Source organism: Paraburkholderia sp. UCT31, from assembly GCF_014397655.1.
GTDB lineage: Bacteria > Pseudomonadota > Gammaproteobacteria > Burkholderiales > Burkholderiaceae > Paraburkholderia > Paraburkholderia tuberum.
This window is the reverse complement of the sequence record NZ_VZQP01000019.1, coordinates 103,385-125,637: the sequence shown is the minus strand read 5'-3', so window position 1 is coordinate 125,637 and position 22,253 is coordinate 103,385. Positions and strand designations below refer to the sequence as shown.

General features: G+C 65.3%; 20 protein-coding genes. 15 read left to right on the top strand and 5 right to left on the bottom strand.

The window, feature by feature from the left end; all coding sequences use genetic code 11:
• Positions 1-17: 17 nt before the first annotated feature.
• Positions 18-1,001, bottom strand: coding sequence for a transcriptional regulator GcvA (locus tag F6X40_RS18125; protein WP_184068593.1), 984 nt, complete (start codon positions 999-1,001; stop codon positions 18-20).
• Between the two features lie 98 nt (positions 1,002-1,099).
• On the opposite strand from F6X40_RS18125, the gene F6X40_RS18120 reads away from it, so the two are divergent.
• From F6X40_RS18120 to F6X40_RS18090, 7 genes are all read left to right on the top strand, one after another.
• On the top strand, positions 1,100-1,426 hold the full coding sequence (locus F6X40_RS18120; RefSeq protein ID WP_184002639.1) for a DUF2917 domain-containing protein: 327 nt from the start codon (positions 1,100-1,102) through the stop codon (positions 1,424-1,426).
• 119 nt (positions 1,427-1,545) lie between these two features.
• Entirely contained in the window at positions 1,546-2,271 is a 726-nt protein-coding gene (gene lipB, locus F6X40_RS18115) for a lipoyl(octanoyl) transferase LipB (protein WP_090802840.1), read from the top strand.
• Between the two features lie 13 nt (positions 2,272-2,284).
• Positions 2,285-3,292, top strand: coding sequence for a lipoyl synthase (gene lipA / locus F6X40_RS18110; protein ID WP_184068587.1), 1,008 nt, complete (start codon positions 2,285-2,287; stop codon positions 3,290-3,292).
• Positions 3,293-3,403: 111 nt separating this feature from the next.
• Positions 3,404-4,156, top strand: coding sequence for a glycerophosphodiester phosphodiesterase (gene ugpQ, locus F6X40_RS18105; RefSeq protein WP_187628763.1), 753 nt, complete (start codon positions 3,404-3,406; stop codon positions 4,154-4,156).
• A gap of 376 nt (positions 4,157-4,532) precedes the next feature.
• Entirely contained in the window at positions 4,533-5,813 is a 1,281-nt protein-coding gene (locus tag F6X40_RS18100) for a dicarboxylate/amino acid:cation symporter (RefSeq protein WP_187618062.1), read from the top strand.
• A 45-nt stretch (positions 5,814-5,858) separates the two neighbouring features.
• On the top strand, positions 5,859-7,925 hold the full coding sequence (locus tag F6X40_RS18095; protein ID WP_187628762.1) for an ATP-binding protein: 2,067 nt from the start codon (positions 5,859-5,861) through the stop codon (positions 7,923-7,925).
• 31 nt (positions 7,926-7,956) lie between these two features.
• The gene (locus F6X40_RS18090; protein ID WP_187628761.1) at positions 7,957-9,306 is read left to right on the top strand and encodes a sigma-54-dependent transcriptional regulator; all 1,350 of its coding nucleotides are present in this window, start codon (positions 7,957-7,959) and stop codon (positions 9,304-9,306) included.
• 59 nt (positions 9,307-9,365) lie between these two features.
• On the opposite strand, the gene F6X40_RS18085 is transcribed toward F6X40_RS18090, so the two are convergent.
• The gene (locus tag F6X40_RS18085) at positions 9,366-9,902 is read right to left on the bottom strand and encodes a TlpA disulfide reductase family protein (RefSeq protein WP_184026536.1); all 537 of its coding nucleotides are present in this window, start codon (positions 9,900-9,902) and stop codon (positions 9,366-9,368) included.
• Positions 9,903-10,105: 203 nt separating this feature from the next.
• Between F6X40_RS18085 and F6X40_RS18080 the strand changes: the two genes are divergently transcribed.
• Positions 10,106-10,789: a hypothetical protein gene (locus F6X40_RS18080; protein WP_187628760.1), complete on the top strand. Its 684-nt coding sequence runs from the start codon at positions 10,106-10,108 to the stop codon at positions 10,787-10,789.
• A gap of 332 nt (positions 10,790-11,121) precedes the next feature.
• On the opposite strand, the gene F6X40_RS18075 is transcribed toward F6X40_RS18080, so the two are convergent.
• Complete coding sequence (locus tag F6X40_RS18075) at positions 11,122-12,732, bottom strand: YifB family Mg chelatase-like AAA ATPase (protein WP_184068570.1); 1,611 nt, start codon at positions 12,730-12,732, stop codon at positions 11,122-11,124.
• A 120-nt stretch (positions 12,733-12,852) separates the two neighbouring features.
• Positions 12,853-13,107, bottom strand: a complete 255-nt coding sequence (locus tag F6X40_RS18070) for an accessory factor UbiK family protein (protein WP_026228952.1) — start codon at positions 13,105-13,107, stop codon at positions 12,853-12,855.
• A gap of 395 nt (positions 13,108-13,502) precedes the next feature.
• Here F6X40_RS18070 and F6X40_RS18065 point away from each other — a divergent pair, with 395 nt between their 5' ends.
• The 7 genes from F6X40_RS18065 to ptsP all read left to right on the top strand — a co-directional run bounded on the left by F6X40_RS18065 (position 13,503) and on the right by ptsP (position 21,276).
• The gene (locus F6X40_RS18065; RefSeq protein ID WP_013088261.1) at positions 13,503-13,841 is read left to right on the top strand and encodes a P-II family nitrogen regulator; all 339 of its coding nucleotides are present in this window, start codon (positions 13,503-13,505) and stop codon (positions 13,839-13,841) included.
• Positions 13,842-13,887: 46 nt separating this feature from the next.
• Complete coding sequence (locus tag F6X40_RS18060) at positions 13,888-15,396, top strand: ammonium transporter (RefSeq protein WP_187628759.1); 1,509 nt, start codon at positions 13,888-13,890, stop codon at positions 15,394-15,396.
• Positions 15,397-15,648: 252 nt separating this feature from the next.
• Complete coding sequence (gshA, locus tag F6X40_RS18055) at positions 15,649-16,938, top strand: glutamate--cysteine ligase (RefSeq protein ID WP_018434736.1); 1,290 nt, start codon at positions 15,649-15,651, stop codon at positions 16,936-16,938.
• 103 nt (positions 16,939-17,041) lie between these two features.
• Complete coding sequence (gene gshB, locus F6X40_RS18050; RefSeq protein WP_187628758.1) at positions 17,042-17,998, top strand: glutathione synthase; 957 nt, start codon at positions 17,042-17,044, stop codon at positions 17,996-17,998.
• Between the two features lie 243 nt (positions 17,999-18,241).
• Positions 18,242-18,769 (top strand): PTS sugar transporter subunit IIA, encoded by a 528-nt coding sequence (locus tag F6X40_RS18045; RefSeq protein WP_187628757.1) that lies wholly within the window; start codon positions 18,242-18,244, stop codon positions 18,767-18,769.
• Positions 18,770-18,893: 124 nt separating this feature from the next.
• The gene (locus tag F6X40_RS18040) at positions 18,894-19,163 is read left to right on the top strand and encodes an HPr family phosphocarrier protein (protein WP_184066964.1); all 270 of its coding nucleotides are present in this window, start codon (positions 18,894-18,896) and stop codon (positions 19,161-19,163) included.
• 370 nt (positions 19,164-19,533) lie between these two features.
• The gene (gene ptsP, locus F6X40_RS18035) at positions 19,534-21,276 is read left to right on the top strand and encodes a phosphoenolpyruvate--protein phosphotransferase (RefSeq protein ID WP_090805570.1); all 1,743 of its coding nucleotides are present in this window, start codon (positions 19,534-19,536) and stop codon (positions 21,274-21,276) included.
• Positions 21,277-21,376: 100 nt separating this feature from the next.
• On the opposite strand, the gene F6X40_RS18030 is transcribed toward ptsP, so the two are convergent.
• Positions 21,377-22,135: a HesA/MoeB/ThiF family protein gene (locus F6X40_RS18030; protein ID WP_184054036.1), complete on the bottom strand. Its 759-nt coding sequence runs from the start codon at positions 22,133-22,135 to the stop codon at positions 21,377-21,379.
• Positions 22,136-22,253: the final 118 nt, after the last annotated feature.

The following is a 22,253-nucleotide window of genomic DNA, read 5'->3' as shown; positions in this document are numbered from 1 at the left end:
CCGCGCGGTTTTTCACCTTACGGCGCGACGCGCAACGCGTCCGCCGTCACTCCCTGCGCCGCCAGGCGCGCGCTCGCCGCGGGACCCGCCTCGCAGGCGAGATCGAACAGCAGCCTGAAGCGCGCCACCTCGTCGAACAACCAGTCGCGAAACGCCTTGACCCGCGCGGTCCCCAGCATCTGCGGCAGGCAGACCAAATAGTATTGCCACGGGCTCGGCCCATCCACATCAAAGAGCCGCACGAGCCGGCCCGCCGCGATTTCGTGCATCGCGAGCGAGCGGCGCGTCAGCGCGACCCCCTGGCCGTCGACGGCCGCCTGCAACAGATTCGACGAATCCTGATACAGCACGCCGCGCTTCGGCTCCGGCCAGTCGGTGAGGCCGGCGGCGTCGAACCATGGGCGCCATAGCTCGTCGTCGGAGCGCAGCAGCGGGACTTTGGCGAGATCGGCCGGGGTTTGCGGCAGCTTGCCGCCGTTGAAGTTGGGCGAGCAGGCGGGGAAGAAAATCTCGTCGAGCAGCAGCTCGGCGTGCAGCCCCGGATATTTGCCGAAGCCGAAACGGATCGCGACGTCGACGTCGTCGCGCGCGAAGTCCGTCAGCGCATTGGTGGTCAGCAACTCGAGATCCCACTGCGGATTTGCCTCGATAAAGCTGCCGATGCGCGGCGTCACCCAGCGTGCCGCGAACGACGACAGCATCGATATCACGAGGCGCCGCTCGCGGTCGCCGGCACGGATCGCGCGAGTCGCGTCGGCGAGCTCCATCAACGCGGCGCGCACCTGGGTGGCGTAGCGACGGCCGGTTTCGGTGAGGCGCACGCGCTTGCCGTCGCGCGCGAACAGCGACACGCCGAGCTCGGCCTCGAGCGCGCGGATCTGGTGGCTGACCGCGCCGTGCGTGACGAACAGCTCGTCGGCGGCGCGCGAAAAGCTTTCGTGGCGGGCGGCGGCTTCGAACGCCTTGATCGCGTTCAGGGCGGGGAGTTGACGCAGGTCCATCGCAATATTTCTCACATAGACGTGAAAATTGATCGTTTTGCCCAAGTCCTTGCTGCACCTAGGATTCTAGTCATGAAACGATTTTTGGCGAGGGCCTCATGCGAGAAATTTCCTCTAGCATTGCATATGAAATCCGCACTGGCGACACGCTGCCGCTGAAGGTCGCGCGCAGCACGAAGTTGCGCGTGCATGGCGGCGCAGTGTGGGTCACGCGCAGCGACGACACGAAGGACTACTGGCTGCAGCCCGGGCAGACGCTGCATCTGCGGCGCGGCGAGCGGCTCTGGCTCAGCGCCGAGGGCGCCACGTTCGCGAAGGTTACGTTCTCGGTGCCGACGCGCTGCGACGAACGCGCTCTGAACTGGCTCGCTCGCATCGGCGAGCGCTGGATGATGCGTGTGCGCGGCGGCTGGCGCACCGTTTGACGGTGGCGCGGCGCAAAAGCCGTGCATGACGCCGGGGCCGGCAGGGTACCGGCCCCGGCTGTGCGGGTTCCCGGTGGCCGCGGGCGCGGTTTCCGAGATTTCGGTAAACTCCCGGAATCATGTGCGCCACCCCGGTCTCTCCGTCTCCGCTACCTGCCATCGAGCCGCCCATGCTGCGCTGGCTCGGCCGCGAACCCTACGAAGCCAGTTTCGACGCGATGCGCGCCTTCACCGACGCACGCACCGCCGACACCGCCGACGAAATCTGGCTCGTCGAACATCCGCCCGTCTTCACGCTCGGCCAGGCCGGCGATCCGGCGCACCTGCTCGCGGCAGACAGCAACATTCCGCTCGTCAAGGTCGACCGCGGCGGGCAGATCACGTATCACGGGCCCGGCCAGGTGGTCGCCTATCTGCTGCTCGACCTGCGCCGGCGCAAGCTGATGGTGCGCGAGCTGGTCACCCGGATCGAGCAGGCCGTGATCGACACCCTCGCGGCGTATAATCTCGCCGGAGAACGCAAGGCGGGCGCCCCCGGCATCTACGTGGCGCCTGGGCCCGACGCCGGGCTCCATGCCGGCGCCAAGATCGCGGCGCTTGGCCTGAAAATCCGCAACGGCTGCAGCTATCACGGCGTGAGTCTGAACGTGAACATGGACCTGCGGCCGTTTCTCGCGATCAATCCATGCGGCTACGCGGGGCTCGAAACAGTCGACATGGCGACGCTCGGCATCGCCGCCGGCTGGGACGACGTGGCCCGTACCCTCGCAGCAAGTCTCACCGCAAACCTCGACGGCAATCCCGCGGCCGTCGCCCAACCGCAGGCCGGTGCGCTCACCGCCTGACTGGATCGAACGAATGACTGACGTAACCGCGAATTCCGCAGCAGCCACCCCCGCGCCCGAAGGCGTGCCGGCCCCCGCCGCCTACGACGCCACCGCGAAGCAGAAAGCGCAAGCCAAGACCGCGCGCATCCCGATCAAGGTCGTTCCGATCGAAAAGCTGAAGAAGCCGGACTGGATCCGCGTGAAGGCGGCCACCGGCAATTCGCGCTTCTACGAGATCAAGCAGATCCTGCGCGAGCACAATCTTCACACGGTGTGTGAAGAGGCGAGCTGCCCGAACATCGGCGAATGTTTCGGCAAGGGCACCGCGACCTTCATGATCATGGGCGACAAGTGCACGCGCCGCTGCCCGTTCTGCGACGTCGGCCACGGCCGTCCCGATCCGCTCGACGCCGACGAACCGGCCAACCTCGCGCGCACCATCGCTGCGCTGAAGTTGAAGTACGTGGTGATCACCAGCGTCGACCGTGATGATCTGCGCGACGGTGGCGCGGCGCACTTCGTCGAATGTATCCGTCAGACGCGCGAGCTGTCGCCGCAAACGCGTATCGAAATCCTGACGCCGGACTTCCGTGGCCGCCTCGACCGCGCGCTCGGCATCCTGAATGCGGCGCCGCCCGACGTGATGAACCACAACCTCGAAACGGTGCCGCGTCTGTACAAGGAAGCGCGCCCGGGGTCGGATTACGCGCATTCGCTGAAGCTGCTGAAGGACTTCAAGGCGCTGCATCCGCACGTCGCGACCAAGTCCGGCCTGATGGTCGGCCTCGGCGAAACCGAAGAGGAAATCCTGCAGGTAATGCGCGATCTGCGCGAGCACGACGTCGACATGCTGACGATCGGCCAGTACCTGCAGCCGTCGGAGCATCATCTGCCGGTCCGCGCTTACGTGCATCCGGACACCTTCAGGATGTACGAGGAAGAGGCGTACAAGATGGGCTTCACGCACGCCGCGGTGGGCGCGATGGTTCGTTCGAGCTATCACGCCGACGTGCAGGCGCATGGAGCCGGCGTGGTCTGACGCGCTCGCGCCTCGCCGCTGTTGCCTCGCTTCACGCCCGCAGAAACGAAAAGCCCGCCGATGTGCGGGCTTTTTTCATAGACCGCTCTTCTATCAGCAAGGAAACGACACGTGGCAACCCCGATGGATCGCGGGACCTCCGCACAATGGCCTTATCCGCGGCTGATCGCGCACCGCTGCGGCGGTACGCTTGCGCCGGAAAACACCTTGGCCGGTTTCGACGCCTGCGTGCGCTACGGCTATCGCATGGTCGAATTCGACGCGAAGCTGTCCGCCGACAACGCGCTGTTCCTGCTGCATGACGACACGCTCGATCGCACGACCAACGGCCACGGGCCGGCGGCCACGCACACATGGCAGCAACTCGCCGCTCTGGATGCCGGCGCGTGGCGCGGCGCGGAGTTCGCCGGCACGCGGCTGCCGACGCTGGCCGACGCGGCCGAGCGTTGCGCGCGCGACGGCATCGCGGCGAACATCGAGATCAAGCCGTGTCCGGGCCGCGAAGTCATCACCGGCGCACTGGTCGCCCGGGGCGCGCTCGAGCTTTGGCAAGGGCAGACGCCGCCGCTGATGTCGTCGTTTTCGTTCGACGCGCTCGCCGCCGCGCGCGATGCCGCGCCGTCGCTGCCGCGCGGCATGCTGTTCGAGCGGGTGCCGGCGGACTGGCTGCGCATCGTGCGCGAACTCGACTGCGTCTCGCTGCACGCGAGTCACCGCTATCTGAGCGAACCGCTGGTCGCGCAGATCCGCGCGGCCGGGCTGCGCGTGCTCGCCTACACGGTGAACGATCCGGCGCGCGCGCAGTTGCTCGAAGAATGGGGCGTCGACATGATCTGCACGGACCGGATCGATCTGTTGACGTGACGGTGCGCTCGCAAGCTCCGCACAAACCCCTGCGGGTTTCCCCGCAAACGCGCGCGCACCGAATTCCGGATTCCCCGACAGTGCTCGTCCGGATTTCCGGGAACCCGGACGGCGCGCGCCGAGCTGTGCCGGAAAACCCATAAAAATCAAGGCTTCCAGTCTGAAATCAAACTGGCATCGACCTTGCAAAAGAAAGCGCGTGGCCGCCACGGCCCGACAAAAAAGCAAGGAGACAAAATGTCCGATTTTCCTTCCCGGTATTTCTGAATTCGTCGTCTTTGCAGCGGTCCGCCAACGTGCGCCCGCGCGACGACGTTTCGTTCGCGTGTCGCGCCTCGCGGCGGGTCATCAGCTCATATCCCTCGCAGGAACCATCGTGAAGAAACCTATCCATAAAGTGCTGTACGTCCAGGTGATCGTGGCGATCATCATCGGCATCGTACTCGGGCATTTCTACCCGAACCTCGCCATCGACATGAAGCCGCTCGGCGATGGCTTCATCAAGCTGATCAAGATGGTGATCGGGCCGATCATCTTCTGCACGGTCGTGACGGGCATCGCCGGCATGGAGGACATGAAGAAGGTTGGACGCGTCGGCGGCAAGGCGCTGTTGTACTTCGAAATCGTCTCGACCTTCGCGCTGGTGCTCGGCCTCGCCGCCACGCACCTGCTGCGACCCGGCGCCGGCTTCAACGTCGATCCGGCCTCGCTCGACGGCCGCGCGGTTGCGTCGTATGCCGCGAAGGCGCACGGCCAGTCGACGGTCGACTTCTTCATGCACATCATTCCGGACACGCTGTTGTCGGCGTTCGCGCAGGGTGAGATCCTGCAGATCCTGCTGATCGCGCTGCTGTTCGGCGCCGTGCTCGCAACGGCGGGTGAGAAGGGCAAGCCGGTGACCAACTTCATCGAAGGGCTCTCGCACATCCTGTTCGGCATGGTGCGCATCATCACGAAGCTCGCGCCGATCGGCGCGTTCGGCGCGATGGCCTTCACGATCGGCAAGTACGGCATCGGCTCGCTGCTGCCGATGCTCAAGCTGGTCGGCACGTTCTATCTGACCTCGATCGTGTTCGTGGTGGTCGTGCTCGGCGCGATCGCGCGGGCGGCGGGCTTCAACATCCTGCGTTTCGTCGCATACATCAAGGAAGAGATGCTGATCGTGCTCGGCACGAGCTCGTCCGAAGCCGCGCTGCCGCAGCTGATGCTGAAACTCGAAAAGCTCGGCTGCTCGCGCTCGGTGGTGGGCCTCGTGGTGCCGACCGGCTACTCGTTCAACCTCGACGGCACCAACATCTACATGACGATGGCGGTGCTGTTCATCGCTCAGGCGACCAACACCGACCTCACGTGGGGCCAGCAGCTGACGCTGCTCGCGGTGACGATGCTGACCTCGAAGGGTGCGAGCGGCGTGACCGGCGCGGGCTTCATCACGCTCGCGGCGACGCTGGCCGTGGTGCCGACGATTCCGCTGTCGGGCATGGTGCTGATCCTTGGCATCGACCGGTTCATGAGCGAGTGCCGCGCGCTGACGAACATCGTCGGCAACGGCGTCGCGACGGTCGTCGTGTCGGCCTGGGAAAAGGAGCTCGATCGCAGCAAGCTGAACAAGGTGCTGCGCGGCGAGGTGGCGGTCAAAGAGCCGGCCGGCGTTTGAGTTGCGCCTCGCCAACCCTGTCGTGACCAGCGCGGACGCTTAAGCATGAAACCGGCGTCCGCGCGACCTTTCGAGGCGTCTGCCGGCGAGACCGCCGGCAAAAGTCGCGGCCCAGCCCGCGACGCGTCTGGCGGCGACGCCTTGCCGCCCTATGCCACAATGTCCGATGCACATCGATCGGACTTTGCCAACGTGACCCGCCGCCTGCTGATTCTTTTCGCGCTCGCAGCCGGGCTCGCGGCGGCATGCTGGCTCACCTACAGCCTTGCGTGGAAAAGCGGTGTCGACACGCTGCGGCGCAACGCCGCCGTGCGCGCCGAGCGCACCGCGAGCGCGCTCAAGAGCACGCTCGAACGCTACGAATCGCTACCGTATCTGCTCGCCGAGCATCCGATCGTGCAGGACGTGCTGATCGATCCGAATCCCGCCAACGTCAAGCGCGCGAATCTCTATCTCGAAGACCTGAACCGCCACGCGCGCGCGACGGTCACCTACATCATTTCGCTCGACGGCTACTGCATCGCCGCCAGCAACTGGCGCGGGCCGGGCAGCTTCGTCGGCGCGGGCTATCAGTTCCGGCCGTATTTCGTCGATGCAATGAAAGGCGGCGTCGGCCGCTTCTTCGGCATCGGCACGATTTCGCAGGCGCCCGGCTACTACATCTCGCAGCCGGTGCGGCGCGACGGCAAGATCGTCGGTGTGGCGGTCGTCAAGCTCGATCTCGAATGGTTTCAGGGCGTGGACGCGTCCGAGCCGCTCGTCGTCACCGACGATCATGGCGTGATCTTCCTGTCGTCGGTGCCGGCATGGAAGTACCACACGATTCGGCCGCTGCCCGGCCAGATCGCCGATTCGATCTACCAGGCTCGCCAGTACGCGCAGCAGCCGATCGAGCCGCTACCGGTGACGGTCGAGCGCATGCTCGAAGGCAATGCGCAGATCCTGCGCATCGGCGGCGGGCGCTCCGCGCCGCGCTTCCTCGCGTCGCGTCACGCCATGGGCGAGCCGGACTGGCATCTGATCACGATGTCGCCGGTCGATCCGGTCGATGCCGACGCGCGCAAGGCGACCATCGTCACCGGCTTCGGCTATGTGTCGCTGGTGCTGCTCGCGTTCTACTGGCGCATGCGGCGCGCGCGTGTGCGCGAAATGATGCGCAGCCGCGCGCTGCTGCAGAAGGCCTATGCCGAGCTGAACCAGCGCGTCGCCGAGCGCACCGCCGATCTGTCCGAGGCGAACGAGCAGTTGCACAAGGAAGTCGCCGAGCGTACACGCGCCGAGCAGGAACTGCGCGCCGCGCAAGACGAACTGATCCAGGCGAGCAAGCTGGCCGCGCTCGGCCAGATGGCGGCCGGCATCACGCACGAGCTGAACCAGCCGCTCGCCGCGCTGCGCAGTTTTTCCGATAACACGCGCGTGCTGCTCGAACGCGGCGATCAGGCATCGGCGCGCGAGAATCTCGAAGCGATCGCGGCGCTCACCGAGCGCATGGGCAAGATCACGAACCAGCTGAAGCTGTTCGTCGGCCGCGCGCGGCCGCGCAGCGCGCGCGCGTCGATCGTGCGGGCCCTGCGCAACGTCGTCGCGCTGCTGCAAAAGCGCCTGCAGGGCGTCGAACTCGAGTTCGTGCTGATCGATATCGCGGCCGACACCGACACCGACGCCGCCGCTGCGGCAGGCGGCGCGCGCACGCCGCTGAATCTCGCCGACGATCATCCGGAGCTGGTCGCGAATTGCGACGATCTGCGGCTCGAACAGGTGCTGATCAACCTGCTCGGCAACGCGCTCGACGCAACCGCCGGCATGAACCCGCCGCGTATCACGGTCGAGGTGGAGGCCGGCGTCGCGAACCTGTCGATCGCGGTCGGCGACAACGGCCCCGGCATTCCCGACGACGTGTTGCCGCACCTGTTCGAACCGTTTTTCACGACGAAGGAAATGGGCCAGGGGCTCGGCCTTGGCCTCGCGATTTCATCGTCGATCGCGCGCGATTGCGGCGGCTCGCTCGTCGCGCGCAACGCGCCGCACGGTGGCGCATCATTCGTGTTGACGCTGCGTCGCGCGCGTGTGCAGACCAGCCCCTCGCACGATTCGCTGACCGCGGGCTCCTGATTTCACCCCGAAGCATCACCCGGAACACGCAATGAACGACGGCCTGCAAGTGCTGTATATCGAAGACGACGAACTGGTGCGCCGCGCGAGCGTGCAGAGCCTGCAACTGGCGGGCTTCGACGTAATCGGCCATGCGTCGGTCGAGGCCGCGGCGAAGCTGATCAGCGCGGACTTCTCCGGCGTGATCGTCAGCGATATCCGGCTGCCCGGCGCGAGCGGTCTCGACCTGCTCGCGCAGTGCCACGAGCGCGCGCCCGACGTGCCGGTGATTCTGGTCACCGGCCACGGCGATATCTCGATGGCCGTGCAGGCGATGCGCGACGGCGCCTACGACTTCATCGAAAAGCCGTTCGCGTCCGAGCGGCTGATCGAAACCGTGCGGCGCGCGCTGGAGCGCCGCAAGCTCGTGCTCGAAAACCTCGCGCTGCGCCGTGAGCTGGCCGGGCAGAACGCGGTCGCGCCGCGCATCATCGGCCGCAGTCCGGCGATCGAGCAGGTGCGGCGGCTGATCGCCAACGTCGCGCCGACCGATGCGTCCGTCCTGATCAACGGTGATACCGGCGCGGGCAAGGAGCTGATCGCGCGCAGCCTGCACGAGCTGTCGCCGCGGCGTGACAAGCCGTTCATCGCGGTGAACTGCGGCGCGCTGCCCGAGCCGATGTTCGAATCGGAGATGTTCGGCTACGAGCCGGGCGCGTTCACCGGCGCGGCCAAACGGCGGATCGGCAAGCTCGAACATGCGTCGGGCGGCACGCTGTTTCTCGACGAGATCGAGAGCATGCCGCTCGCGCTGCAGGTCAAGCTGCTGCGCGTGCTGCAGGACGGCGTGCTGGAACGGCTCGGCTCGAATCAGCCGATTCGCGTCAATTGCCGCGTGGTCGCGGCTGCAAAAGGCGACATGGCCGAGCACGTCGCGGATGGCTCGTTCCGGCGCGATCTGCTGTACCGGCTCAACGTGGTGACGATCGCGCTGCCGCCTTTGAGCGAGCGTTGCGAGGACATCGTGCCGCTGTTCGAGCATTTCCTGCTGGATGCTGCCGTTCGTTATCAGCGGCCGGCGCCGATGCTAACCGATCGCCAACGTGCGAGTCTGATGCAGCGAGACTGGCCGGGCAACGTGCGCGAGCTGCGTAATGCCGCCGACCGCTTCGTGCTCGGCATCGCCGACGAACCGGTGCTGTCGTTCGGCGAAGACGGCGGGGCCACCCATCCGCTGAAGGAGCGTGTCGAGCAGTTCGAGCGCGCGATGATCGCCGAGGCGTTGGAGCAGGCGGGCGGCGTGGTCGCGGTCGCGGCGGACCGGCTGCAGCTCGGCAAGGCGACGCTCTACGAGAAGATCAAGCGATATGGCCTTGCGGCCAAAGGGGAAGGGGAGCGGTGAGGAGGCGGACGCCGGCGGCGGGAGGTTGCGCCGGCGCGTGGGGATCTGCTTGCGCCGGCTTAAGCCGCGCCAGCCTTCAGCGCTTTCGCGAGCAACTGGTCGAGTTCCGCGAACTGCGGCTCGCCGACATAGCGCTTCAGGATCTTGCCGTCTTTATCGACGACGAAGGTGGTCGGCGTGAGCTGCACGTTGCCGAACCGCTTGGCGGCCGAGCCGTCGTCCATCGCGACCTTGAACGGCAGCTGACGCGTTTGCGTGTAATTGGTCACGTACATCGGCGCGTCGTAGTTCATTGCCACCGCGACGAATTCGAGGCCCTGGCCCTTGAAGCGGTTATAGGTCTCGACCATCTGCGGCATTTCCTTCATGCAGGTGTCGCAACTCGTTGCCCAGAAGTTGACCAGATAAACCTTGCCTTTGAGGTCCGCGGTCGTGAGCTTCTGTCCCGATAGCAGCGTGAAGGTCGCATCGGGTACGCGCTGCTGGCCGGCAAACGCGAAGTAACCGGCGACGGCGAGCGCAATGGCCACGGCCACCGCAATCAGATAGCGAAGCGGGTTCGTGCGCCGGACGGCGGTCGGTGAATTGGAACTCATGGACGGAACCTCGTGAGTCGCGCGCGGCGCGGAACAATGGGGCGGTGTGGTGGCCCGCGGGCCGGTACTGAACAACTCCTCTATTCTAGCTCCAATGGGTTCGGCTGCGCCGAAATGGCGGGACGGCTGCGCTTCGCGTCGGCCCGGCAGTCGATCAGCGGATAATGGCGCTTTACGCTCCGAGAAGCCCGATCTTCCGTCCCATGCTCCGAACCGTTCTTCGCGTCTGCTCTTTAGTTGCCCGCGTTTCTTGCCATTTTCCGTTGATCAGCCGATTGTCCGCCCGCCGTGCGGGCGTCTTCCAACCGGCGGGCCTATTTCTCCGCGCATTCACGCGATCCGGTCACGCTCGAACCGTGATCGGCGCGGCGACGGCCGCGTTGGCGCTCGGCGTCGCGCTCAGCGCCTGCTCACCGACCTTCGACTGGCGCACCGTGATGAACAACGACAAGGGCTACACGGTCGACTTCCCAGCCAAGCCGGACAACGATCAGCGCGCGGTGCAGATCGGCGGCACACCGATGCAGATGGCAATGCAGACCGCCGAAGCGGGCAATGCGGTCTTTGCGGTCGGCACCGTGATGCTGCCCGACGACAGCGACGCGACCCAGCGTGCCGCGCTCGATTTCCTGCGCGCGGGACTGGCGCGCAATGTCGGCGCGACGCCCGATGCTCACCCAGCGCAAATCCCGCTGGCGGCGGGCGGCAAGATACCGGGGCTGGAAATGACGGTGAGCGGCACGGCGGGCGCCAAACACGAGGCGCGCACGGTGTATGCGCGGCTCGTCGCGCGCGGCCGGCACGTGTACCAGGCGGCGATCATCGCCGATCAACCGCTGCCGCAAGACCAGGTCGACCAGTTTTTTTCGTCGTTCCAGCTGTACTAAATGCGGTATTTTTGGCCGATCGGGCGCACCTCAGAGTGCCGAATGCAGTGAAAGTTCCTTCGCAGGTTTGTACGCTAATTGCCGGTTTACGTTGAGATTTTTGAGTTGCGCGCACAGCCTGTGGATAACTCTGTTGAGAAGTCGGCCTCAATGGCCGCAAAAGCCCATCAGGCGGGCCTTCCGGCAAAATTCACAGGCGTAGGGAATTTAAAAAAATACAATGAAATCAACAGACTGGCGAGATGCGCGTCTGCGCCCTTTTGAGTTGTATCAAAATCTAACAGGATCGCGCGTGTGTGAATAAGTCAAGTCTTGACAGTCGTTTTTTCTCCTCATAACGAGCCAAAAGCGCGGCGGTATTGGATTGCCTCGGCGACCTGCGCGGCGCTCGGCATCGCCGCGCCAGCCAGGTCCGCGACGGTGCGCGCGACCTTCAACACCCGGTAGTACGCCCGCGCCGACCAGCCAAAGCGCTCGCCGGCTTCGCGCAGCAGCGCCTCGCCCGCTGCGTCCGGGCGGCATACATCGTCGACTTCGCGTCCGTCCAGCTCGCGGTTGGTCTTGCCTTGCCGGGCCAGTTGCCGCTCGCGCGCAGCGCTCACGCGCTGTGCAATCGCCACGCTTGCTTCGCCGGTGGTGGCGGCGCGTGCCGCGAGTTCGGTGGCGGTCAGTGCTGGAATTTCGAGCTGGATGTCGATGCGGTCGAGCAGCGGTCCCGACAATTTCCGCAAATAGCGCGCCGCAACTTCAGGCGTACAGCGGCAGCGCCCGCCCGGATCGCCGCGCCAGCCGCACGGGCACGGGTTCATTGCGGCGATCAGTTGGCAGGCAGCGGGGAAATCCGCTTGCCAGGCGGCGCGCGAGATCGTGATGCGGCCAGCTTCGAGCGGCTCGCGCAGCGTTTCGAGCACCACCCGATCGAATTCGGGAAGCTCGTCCAGAAAAAGCACGCCCAGATGCGCGAGCGTGATCTCGCCGGGCTGCGGCGGATTGCGTCCGCCGACCAGCGCCGCCGCGCTCGACGAATGGTGCGGCGCGCGAAACGGCCGCTGACGCCACTGCGACGGCTTGAAGCCGATGCGGCTCGCGGACAGTAGCGCGGCGGAGGCAAGCGCTTCGTCGTCGGTCATGGGCGGCAGCAAACTGGGCAGGCGTGCCGCGAGCATCGACTTGCCGGCGCCGGGCGGTCCGATCAGCAGCACGTGATGGCCGCCGGCCGCCGCGACTTCGAGGGCGCGCCGAGCGGCGCGCTGGCCAATCACGTCGGCCATGTCCGGCGACGGGGCGGCGGCGTGCTCGTTGTGCTCGGGCGCGGCGACCGGACTAAGACGCGCGTCCGGCGAGCCTGCGAGATGCGCGCATAGCGACGGCAGATCGGCGGCGCCGAACACGTCGACGCCGGGCACGAGCGCCGCTTCCGCCGCGCTCGCGGCCGGCAGGTAAAGCTGTGGGGTATGGAAGGCCGGTGCGGCTAGTTGATCGAGGAGGGCGGGCAACGCAGAACGGGCTTCAGATGAAGCGTCGGCGTTGCCGGCGTTCGCCAGCGCGCCGCGCGCGGTGCCGCAGGCCATCGCGAACGCGCCGCGCATCGGCCGCAGCGCGCCGGTCAGCGACAGCTCGCCGGCAAACTCGCGATGGAGCAGCGATTCGGCGGGAATCTGCCCGCTTGCGGCGAGGATGCCGAGCGCGATCGGCAGATCGAAACGACCGGATTCTTTCGGTAGATCGGCCGGCGCGAGGTTGACGGTGATGCGGCGGACTGGAAAATCGAAACCGCAGTTCTGCAGCGCCGCGCGCACGCGTTCACGGCTCTCGCGCACTTCCAGGTCGGGCAGGCCGACGATCGAAAAGGACGGCAGTCCATTGGCGAGGTGAACCTCGACGGTCACTTCGGGCGCACGGCCAGCGGCCGGCGCGCGGCTGCGCACCACGGCAAGCGACATATTCTCTCCCGTCGGACGGCGCGCTCACATCGCGCGCAAATCCCCTAAAACGCTGATGACGTCACGGCTCGCTTGCCTGTGATGTGCGGCACTGCGCAGCGCGAAGGCTGCGAGCAGCGCTTACGGCGTCTGCGTGAGCGGCAATTTCTGTTCGAGCTCGGCGACGCGGCGTTCGAGTTCTTCGAGGCGCGCGCGCGTACGCACGAGCACCTGGGTCTGCGTATCGAATTCCTCGCGCGTGACCAGATCGAGCTTCGAGAAGCCCTGCGACAACATTGCCTTGACGTTGCGTTCGACATCCTTGGCCGGCGAATTCTTGAACAGATCGCTGACGCGGGCCTGGAAGTCGTTAAAAACGTCGTTCGGTTGTTTCATCGTGTTCCCCTTGGTGCACAAAAAGTGTGCATGTTTCATTGCGCCCGTGCCCCGTTACGGCAAGCGGGCGATCCTGGTGCGCGCGACGTATTGGTTGCCGCGGCCGCGTGAGCGTGTTTGGTGCGCGCCCTCGCGTTCAGAACGTTCGAACACTCTAGCAACGATCCCCCCGCCGCGCCACCGCCCGCCGCGCCGCTGGCCGTTCGGACAAGGCCGCTCGGGCGCGCTGCGCCACGCGCGCGAGGCGCGCTCCGACACAACGTGGCATAGGAGTTGCTGTTACTGCCCCGCGCGCGCACTGCCAGGGCGCTTTTCCCGGTAGCGCAGGAGACCGCCGCCACGGGGCACAACGGATCAGCAATAACAACGGATCAGCAATAACTAGCGAGGATTTCATGAAACTCATTACCGCAATCATCAAGCCGTTCAAGCTGGATGAAGCGCGCGAAGCCCTGTCGGCGATCGGCGTGTCGGGCATCACGGTGACTGAAGTCAAAGGCTTCGGACGGCAAAAGGGCCACACCGAGCTGTATCGGGGCGCCGAATACGTCGTCGACTTTCTGCCGAAGGTGAAGATCGAAGCGGCGGTATCGGACGACATCGTCGATCAGGCGATCGAGGCGCTCGAGCGCGCCGCGCGTACCGGCAAGATCGGCGACGGCAAGATCTTCGTCACGCCGATCGAGCAGGTGGTTCGGATCCGCACCGGCGAGACCGGCGCCGACGCACTGTAAAAGACCAGAACATAGCGACACGGATAGCGGCAAGAGGAAAACCAAGATGCGCAAACTAATGATGTCCCTGCTGATGGCCGGCTCGCTGCTCGCGGGCGGTGTCGGCACCGCCCTCGCGGACGATGCGTCCGCTCCCGCAGCCGCCTCCGCTCCCGATACGACGGCGAGCGCGCCCGCACCGGACGCCTCCGCCGCAGCCGCTGCCCCGGCGGCCTCGGCTCCCGCCGCCGATGCGTCCGCCGCGCCGGCCGCAAGCGCACCGGCCGCCGCCGATGCATCGGCCGCCGCCGCGGCCGCGCCGGCCGCCCCGACCGCGCCGTTCTCGGTCGATTCATCGAAGATCAACTCCGGCGACACCGCGTGGATGCTGACCTCCACCGCGCTGGTGCTGTTCATGACGATCCCGGGTCTCGCGCTGTTCTACGGCGGTATGGTCCGCAAGAAGAACGTGCTCGCGACGCTGATGCAAAGCTTCGCGATCACCTGTGTGGTGACGATCGTCTGGACCGTGGTCGGCTACAGCCTCGCGTTCACGCCGGGCAGCTCGTTCATCGGCGGCTTCTCGCGCGTGTTCATGACGGGCATGAACTACATCAAGGGCGACAAGGCCACGACGCTGACCGTCAGCCACCTCGCGCCGACGATCCCCGAGACGGTCTACTTCGTCTACCAGATGACCTTCGCGATCATCACGCCGGCGCTGATCACCGGTGCCTTCGCGGACCGCATGAAGTTCTCGGCGATGCTGGTGTTCATGACGCTGTGGTCGATCATCGTCTACTCGCCGATCGCGCACATGGTGTGGGAGCCGAGCGGCTGGCTGGCTAGCGCGGGCATCCTCGACTTCGCGGGCGGCACGGTGGTGCACATCAACGCCGGTATCGCGGGTCTGGTCTGCTGTCTGGTGCTCGGCAAGCGCGTCGGCTATGGCAAGGAAGCAATGGCGCCGCACAACCTGACGCTCACGCTGATCGGTGGCGCGATGCTGTGGGTCGGCTGGTTCGGCTTCAACGCGGGTTCGGCCGTGGCAGCGGATGGCCGTGCCGGCTTCGCGATGTTCGCGACGCAGGTGGCGACCGCCGCGGCGGCGCTCGCGTGGATGTTCGCCGAATGGGCAGCCAAGGGCAAGCCGTCGGTGCTCGGTATCGTGTCAGGCGCGGTCGCGGGTCTGGTGGCGATTACGCCGGCGTCGGGCTTCGTCGGCACGGTCGGCGCGCTCGTGATCGGTATCGTCGCGGGTGTGGTCTGCTTCTGGGCGGCCACGTGGCTCAAGCACAAGTTCGGGTACGACGATTCGCTCGACGCGTTCGGCGTGCACTGCATCGGCGGGATCATCGGTGCGCTGCTGACCGGCGTGTTCGCGGTCAAGGACATCAGCGGCTCGGACGGCAGCGTGATCCTGCAGGCGAAGGGCGTGCTGACGACGCTGATCTACAGCGGCGTGGTGAGCTTCGTGCTGCTGAAGATCATCGACCTGGTGATGGGCATCCGCGTGACCGAAGAGCAGGAGCGCGAAGGCCTCGACGTGAGCCTGCACGGCGAGAAAGTCGAATAACGGAGAACCTGTCCCGGTTCGGCCCGCGCTCGCGGGCCCGTCAGTAAGAAAAAATGGTTAAGCAAGCGCAGCAATTTCGCCCGCCTTCATGGCGGGCTTTTTTCTTGCTGATCGGGTTGCGAACGGCGATTTTCCGCGCCTATCATCGAGATAGGGAGAATGCATTCGAGTCTGCTTGCGAATGGAGAAACCGTCCCCAAATGGACAAAGCATTTGCTCTACAATCTTTTTTCTCCAGTCTGCGAGTGATCAATGGTTCCGCACCTAGTTACGGCGTTAAACGGCCCGCTGCTCGACCTCGAGCGGAAGATCCTCGACGCCACGCCCGCTATCGAACGCTGGTTCCGGCTCGAATGGCAGGAGCACACGCCACCGTTCTACTGTTCCGTCGATCTGCGTAACGCGGGCTTCAAGCTCGCGCCGGTCGACACCAATCTGTTTCCCGGCGCGTTCAACAATCTGCCGCAGGAAGTGCTGCCGCTCGCGGTGCAGGCCGCGATGGCCTCGATCGAAAAGATCTGCCCGGACGCGAAGAATCTGCTCGTCATTCCCGAGCGTCACACCCGCAACGCGTTCTACCTCGAAAACGTCGCCCGGCTTGCGTCGATCATGCGCCAGGCGGGTCTGAACGTACGCTTCGGCACGCTCGACGAAACCATCAACGGCCCGGTCACGATTGCGCTGTCGGACGGCCAGAAGCTGGTGCTCGAACCGCTCGAGCGCTCGCAGCGGCGCCTTGGTCTGAAGAACTTCGACCCGTGCTCGATCCTGCTGAACAACGATTTGTCCGGCGGTATTCCGCCCGTGCTCGAAAACCTGCACGAGCAGTACCTGCTGCCGCCGCTGCATGCTGGCTGGGCGGTGCGTCGCAAGTCGACGCATTTCTCGTGCTATGACGACGTCGCGAAGAAGTTCGCGAAGATGGTCGAGATCGATCCGTGGATGATCAATCCGTATTTCGCGCATGTCGAGGGCGTCGACTTCCAGCAGCGCACCGGCGAGGAAGCCCTTGCCGATGCGATCGACGGCGTGCTGAAGAAGATCGCGCGCAAGTATCGCGAGTACGGCATCTCCGAAAAACCGTATGTCGTGATCAAGTCCGATGCGGGCACCTACGGCATGGGCGTGATGACCGTGCACGACGCGTCGGAAGTCGCCGCGCTGACGAAGCGCGAACGCACGCGCATGGCCGCGACCAAAGACGGCCTCGAAGTGCACGACGTGATCGTGCAGGAAGGCGTCTACACGTTCGAGCGCATCGGCGAGGAAGTCGCCGAGCCGGTCGTCTACATGATCGACCGCTATGTGGTGGGCGGCTTCTATCGCGTGCACGGCAGCCGCGAGCGCGACCAGAACCTGAACGCGCCGGGCATGCACTTCGTGCCGCTCGGCTTCGAACACACGGCGCTGCCCGATGCGCACGCGAAGCCCGGCGCGGCGCCGCCGAACCGCTTCTATATGTATGGCGTGGTGGCGCGGCTCGGGTTGCTGGCCGCATCGGTCGAACTCGAAAAGACCGATCCTGAAGCGATCCAGGTCTAAGCCGCCTCGCGCGGCAGGATGGCGGCATGCGTGCCGCCATCGCCGTCTTCAAAGACTATATTGACGAACAATGTCACGCCCCTCAGGGCGCACCGGGACTTTCATGGACATTCTTTTCATCGCCGATCCGCTCAGCCATTTCAAGATCTACAAGGACACGACCTACGCGATGATGGCCGAAGCGGCGCGGCGCGGTCACACGGTGTACACCTGCGAGCCGAAGCATCTGGCGTGGACGGGCGGCGATGTCGAGGCGAACGTGCAGCGCATTGCGATCGTCGGCGATACCACGGATCTGCATCGTGATGTCTGGTTTGCCGCCGATCCCGCCACGCCGCGCGCGCTCGCGAGCTTCGGCGCGGTCGTGATGCGCAAGGACCCGCCGTTCGACATGGAATACGTGACGTCGACCTGGCTGCTCGAACTGGCCGAGCGTGGCGGCGCGCGCATCTTCAACAAACCGCAGGCGATCCGCGATCATTCGGAGAAGCTCGCAATCGGCGAGTTCGCGCAGTTCGTCGCGCCGACGCTGGTCACTCGCGACCCGGCGCGTCTGCGCGCGTTCCACGAACAGCACGGCGACGTGATCCTGAAGCCGCTCGACGGCATGGGCGGCATGGGCGTATTCCGCGTGAAGGCGGACGGCATGAACCTCGGCTCGATCCTCGAAATGCTGAGCCACGACGGCGCGCGCTCGGTGATGGCGCAGAAATTCATCCCCGAGATCAAGGAAGGTGACAAGCGCATCCTGCTGATCGGCGGCGAAGCGGTGCCGTACTCGCTCGCGCGCATTCCTCAGGGTAATGAGGTGCGCGGCAATCTGGCGGCCGGCGGACTGGGCGTCGCGCGGCCGCTCAGCGAGCAGGATCGCAAGATCGCCGATACGCTCGCGCCGGTGCTGGCGGCGCGCGGCCTGCTGCTGGTCGGACTCGATGCGATCGGCGACTGGCTCACCGAAGTCAACGTCACGAGCCCGACGTGTTTCCGCGAGATCATGGACCAGACCGGCTTCGACGTCGCCGCGATGTTCGTCGACGCGCTGGAGCGCGCGGTCGGCTGACGCGTGGCGCTCGCGTGGCGCGCCGACGCAGCGGCCTTGATTGCCCGGCTGCACCCCCAATCTGTGTAGTAAATCCGCATCAGGCGTGGCGTCGGGGTTGGCGCGAAAATGAGGCTGCTACAATGCCCGCTCGCCCGACGATGCATTCCCGCCCTCGCGACCCACGGCCGGTCCGGGGCGATGGCGAACCGGGCTCGAGTCCCGGTCCACGGTTTGGGGCCGTTCTTTTGCAGTAAGGCTGACATGGCAGGCATTCTGATCATTGCGCACGCTCCATTCGCCACCGCGTTGCGCGATTGCATTTCCCACATCTATGGCGGTTTGCCGGCGCGTATCGGCGTGATCGACGTGTCGCCGGATTGCGATCCTGCGCAGGTCGTCGCGTTCGCGAATTCGGAAGTCGTGCGGCTGAAGGAAGAGAACGGCGCGCTCGTGCTGACCGACATGTTCGGCGCGACGCCGGCCAACATCGCGGGCCGGCTCGCCACCGTGCCGGACGTGCGTGTGCTGTGCGGCGTCAATCTGCCGATGCTGGTGCGCGCGGTCTGCTATCGCGCGACGCCGCTCGACACGCTCGTCGACAAGGCGCTCGCCGGTGCGACCAAGGGCGTGCACGCGATCGGACCGGCGATGCCGACACCGGTCACGCCGCCAGTGTCCGCTGCCGAGTGCCTGCCGGCGCTGCCGCCTGACGCGGCGGCCGCCGACTGTGTTCCCGCTTTGCCGGCCGATGCCGATCTGACGCAAAAGACGGACGCGCCCGGCCTGTAAGCCGGGCTGGTTAGCAGGCAAGCTTCGACAAATTCAAGCGGTTTCACAACGGTGCCGATCGCATTGAAGCCGCTTTGCAGTAACACGTTTCACCATTTCATTCACCCGCGCTTCGGACCATCACATGCTGCAACAGGAAACGACAATTGTGAACAAGCTGGGGCTGCACGCGCGCGCGTCGGCCAAGTTGACGCAACTCGCGGGCAACTACCAGGCGGAAATCTGGATGAGCCGCAATGGCCGTCGTATCAACGCGAAGAGCATCATGGGCGTGATGATGCTGGCCGCGGGCATCGGCAGTACCGTGCTGATCGAAACGGAAGGCGCCGACGAACAGGACGCGATGGACGCGCTCTTGAAACTGATCGCCGATAAATTTGGCGAAGGTCAATAAAGCCGCGCGCTTTGCGTTCGACAAACCCGAAAATGCCGCGGCTCAGTCCGCGGTTTTTTTTCGCCGCCGACATCTGAATATCAGAAGAGGCGCGCCGTTAATCGACATTAAAGGGATCTAGAAGCGGCGCGAAAGCCATCGGGAAGAGTGCGTAAGACGACATGCGTTTTCAATGTTTAAACCATATGTTTTGCGCGACGTGTATAAAGCGAAGCTTCGCCGGGTACGAGGGCACCTCATTGCGATAATCCGTGCTGCGCTGCACACACCGCTGACACACTTCAAAAAGGCGCGGAATTTATAATGCCTAGTACAGTCTGAGAGCATTGCAGCGGTTTGCCGCGGCATTACACAACTAGAGGAGGTGCGCGTGTCATTCACGCTGCATGGAATTCCCGTGTCACGCGGTATCGCCATCGGGCGGGCCTATCTGATCGCCCCGGCAGCACTCGACGTAGACCACTATCTGATCGAACCGCCCCAGATCGAAGGGGAGGTCGGGCGTTTTCGCGCGGCTCAGCAGCGCGTGCATGAAGAACTCAACGTATTGCGCGCCGATCTTGCCGCGGATGCCCCGAGCGAAATGGGCGCGTTCATCGACGTTCACACGATGATCCTGAACGACGTCATGCTCGTTCAGGAAACCATCGACCTGATCCGCACGCGCCGCTACAACGTGGAATGGGCGCTGACCGAACAGCTCGAAAGACTGTCGCGTCATTTCGACACTATCGAAGACGAATACCTGCGCGAGCGCAAGGCCGATATCGAGCAGGTCGTCGAGCGCGTGCTGAAGGCGCTCGCGGGCGCGCCGGGCATCGTCGGCAACGTGCATGGCGCGTGCGACGAGATGATCGTGGTCGCGCACGACATCGCGCCGGCCGACATGATGCAGTTCAAGACGCAGACGTTCCAGGGCTTCGTCACCGATCTGGGCGGGCGCACGTCGCACACCGCGATCGTCGCGCGCAGCCTCGGCATTCCGGCCGCGGTCGGCGTGCAGCATGCGAGCGCGCTGATCCGCCAGGACGATCTGATCATCGTCGATGGCGACCACGGCATCGTGATCGTCGATCCCGCGCCGATCGTGCTCGAGGAATACTCGTACCGGCAAAGCGAGAAGGAGCTCGAGCAGCGCAAGCTGCAACGGCTCAAGTTCTCGCCGACGCAAACGCTGTGCGGCACTCGCATCGAACTGTGCGCGAACATCGAGTTGCCGGACGACGCGCGCGCGGCGGTCGAATCGGGCGCGACCGGCGTGGGTCTGTTCCGCACCGAGTTTCTGTTCATGAATCACAAGCACCGGATGCCCGAAGAGGAGGCGCAGTTCAGCGCGTATCGTCGCGCGGTCGAACTGATGAACGGCTTGCCGGTCACGATCCGCACGATCGACGTCGGCGCCGACAAGCCGCTCGATTCGATGGGCGGCGACGGCTACGAGACCGCCGCGAATCCGGCGCTCGGTTTGCGCGCGATTCGCTGGAGCCTGTCCGAGCCGCAGATGTTCCTCACGCAGTTGCGCGCGATCCTGCGCGCGTCGGCGTTCGGCAGGGTGAAGATCCTGATCCCGATGCTCGCGCACGCGCAGGAAATCGACCAGACGCTCGATCTGATCCGCGAAGCGAAGCGTCAACTCGACGACGCGGGTATCGCTTACGATCCGAACGTGCAGGTGGGCGCGATGATCGAGATCCCGGCCGCCGCGATCGCGTTGCCGCTGTTTCTGAAGCGGCTCGATTTCCTGTCGATCGGCACCAACGATCTGATTCAGTACACGCTCGCGATCGATCGCGCGGACAACGCGGTGGCGCATCTGTACGACCCGCTGCATCCGGCCGTGCTGCATCTGATCGCGTTCACGCTGCGCGAGGCGAAGCGCGCGGGCGTGCCCGTGTCGGTGTGCGGTGAGATGGCGGGCGATCCGGCGTTGACGCGTCTGCTGCTCGGCATGGGTCTGACCGAGTTTTCGATGCATCCGAGCCAACTCCTCGAGGTCAAGCAGGAGGTGCTGCGCTCGCATCTGAAGACGCTCGAAAAGCCCGTTGCCGACGTGCTGGCTTCGTTCGAGCCGGAGGAGGTGCAGGCGGCGCTCAAGCGGGTCGCGCTGGTTTGAATCTGACGCGCATCGTCTTGCCTCGTTGAACGAAAAAACGCCGCACATGTGCGGCGTTCTGCTATTTCGGCGTCAAGCGAACGGGCAGTGCAGAACCGCCTCAAGACCCGTGCGCGTGGCCGCACACCGGACAATCCGGCTGACGTCCGATGCGCATCGTGTTCCATTCCATCCGCAGCGAATCGAGCATCGTCAGGCGGCCCACGAGCGGCGTGCCGATTGCGCCGATCACCTTCAGCGCTTCGGCAGCCTGCATCGAACCGATGATGCCGACCGTCGGCGCGAACACGCCCATCGTCGAGCATGCGACTTCTTCGAACGGCTGGTCTTCGGGAAACACGCACGCGTAGCACGGCGACGCTTCATCGCGGAAATCGAAAGTGCTGATCTGGCCGTCGAAGCGCAGCGCCGCTCCCGACACGAGCGGCACGCGATGCTTGACGCACGCGCGGTTGATCGCGTGACGCGTCGCGAAGTTGTCGGTGCAATCGAGCACGACACTCGCGTGCGGCACCTCGCGGTCGAGCCACGCATCGTCGACGCGCTCGGCCACCGCGTTGACGACGACCTCGGGATTGATCCGCGCGAGCATGTCGCGCCCGGACTCGACCTTCCTACGTCCAACCGACGCGCTCACGTGCAGGATCTGTCGTTGTAGATTAGTCAGGTCGACGGTATCGGCATCGACGAGCGTCAGACGGCCGACGCCCGCCGCCGCGAGATACAGCGCGGCTGGCGAACCGAGCCCGCCCGCGCCGACGATGATCGCGTGGGCGTCGATAAAACGCTGCTGCGCCTCGATGCCGATTTCATCGACGAGGATGTGGCGGGAGTAGCGAAGGAGTTGATCGTCATTCATGGCGGGGCGCGTGGGGTGTGTCGCTATGTCGCTGTGTCGCGCAAGGAGAGGCAGGCCGAGGGGCCGCGGCGCGCATTCGTGGCTGTAATTTTAATCGCGCGGGGAGGGTGGCGGTTGC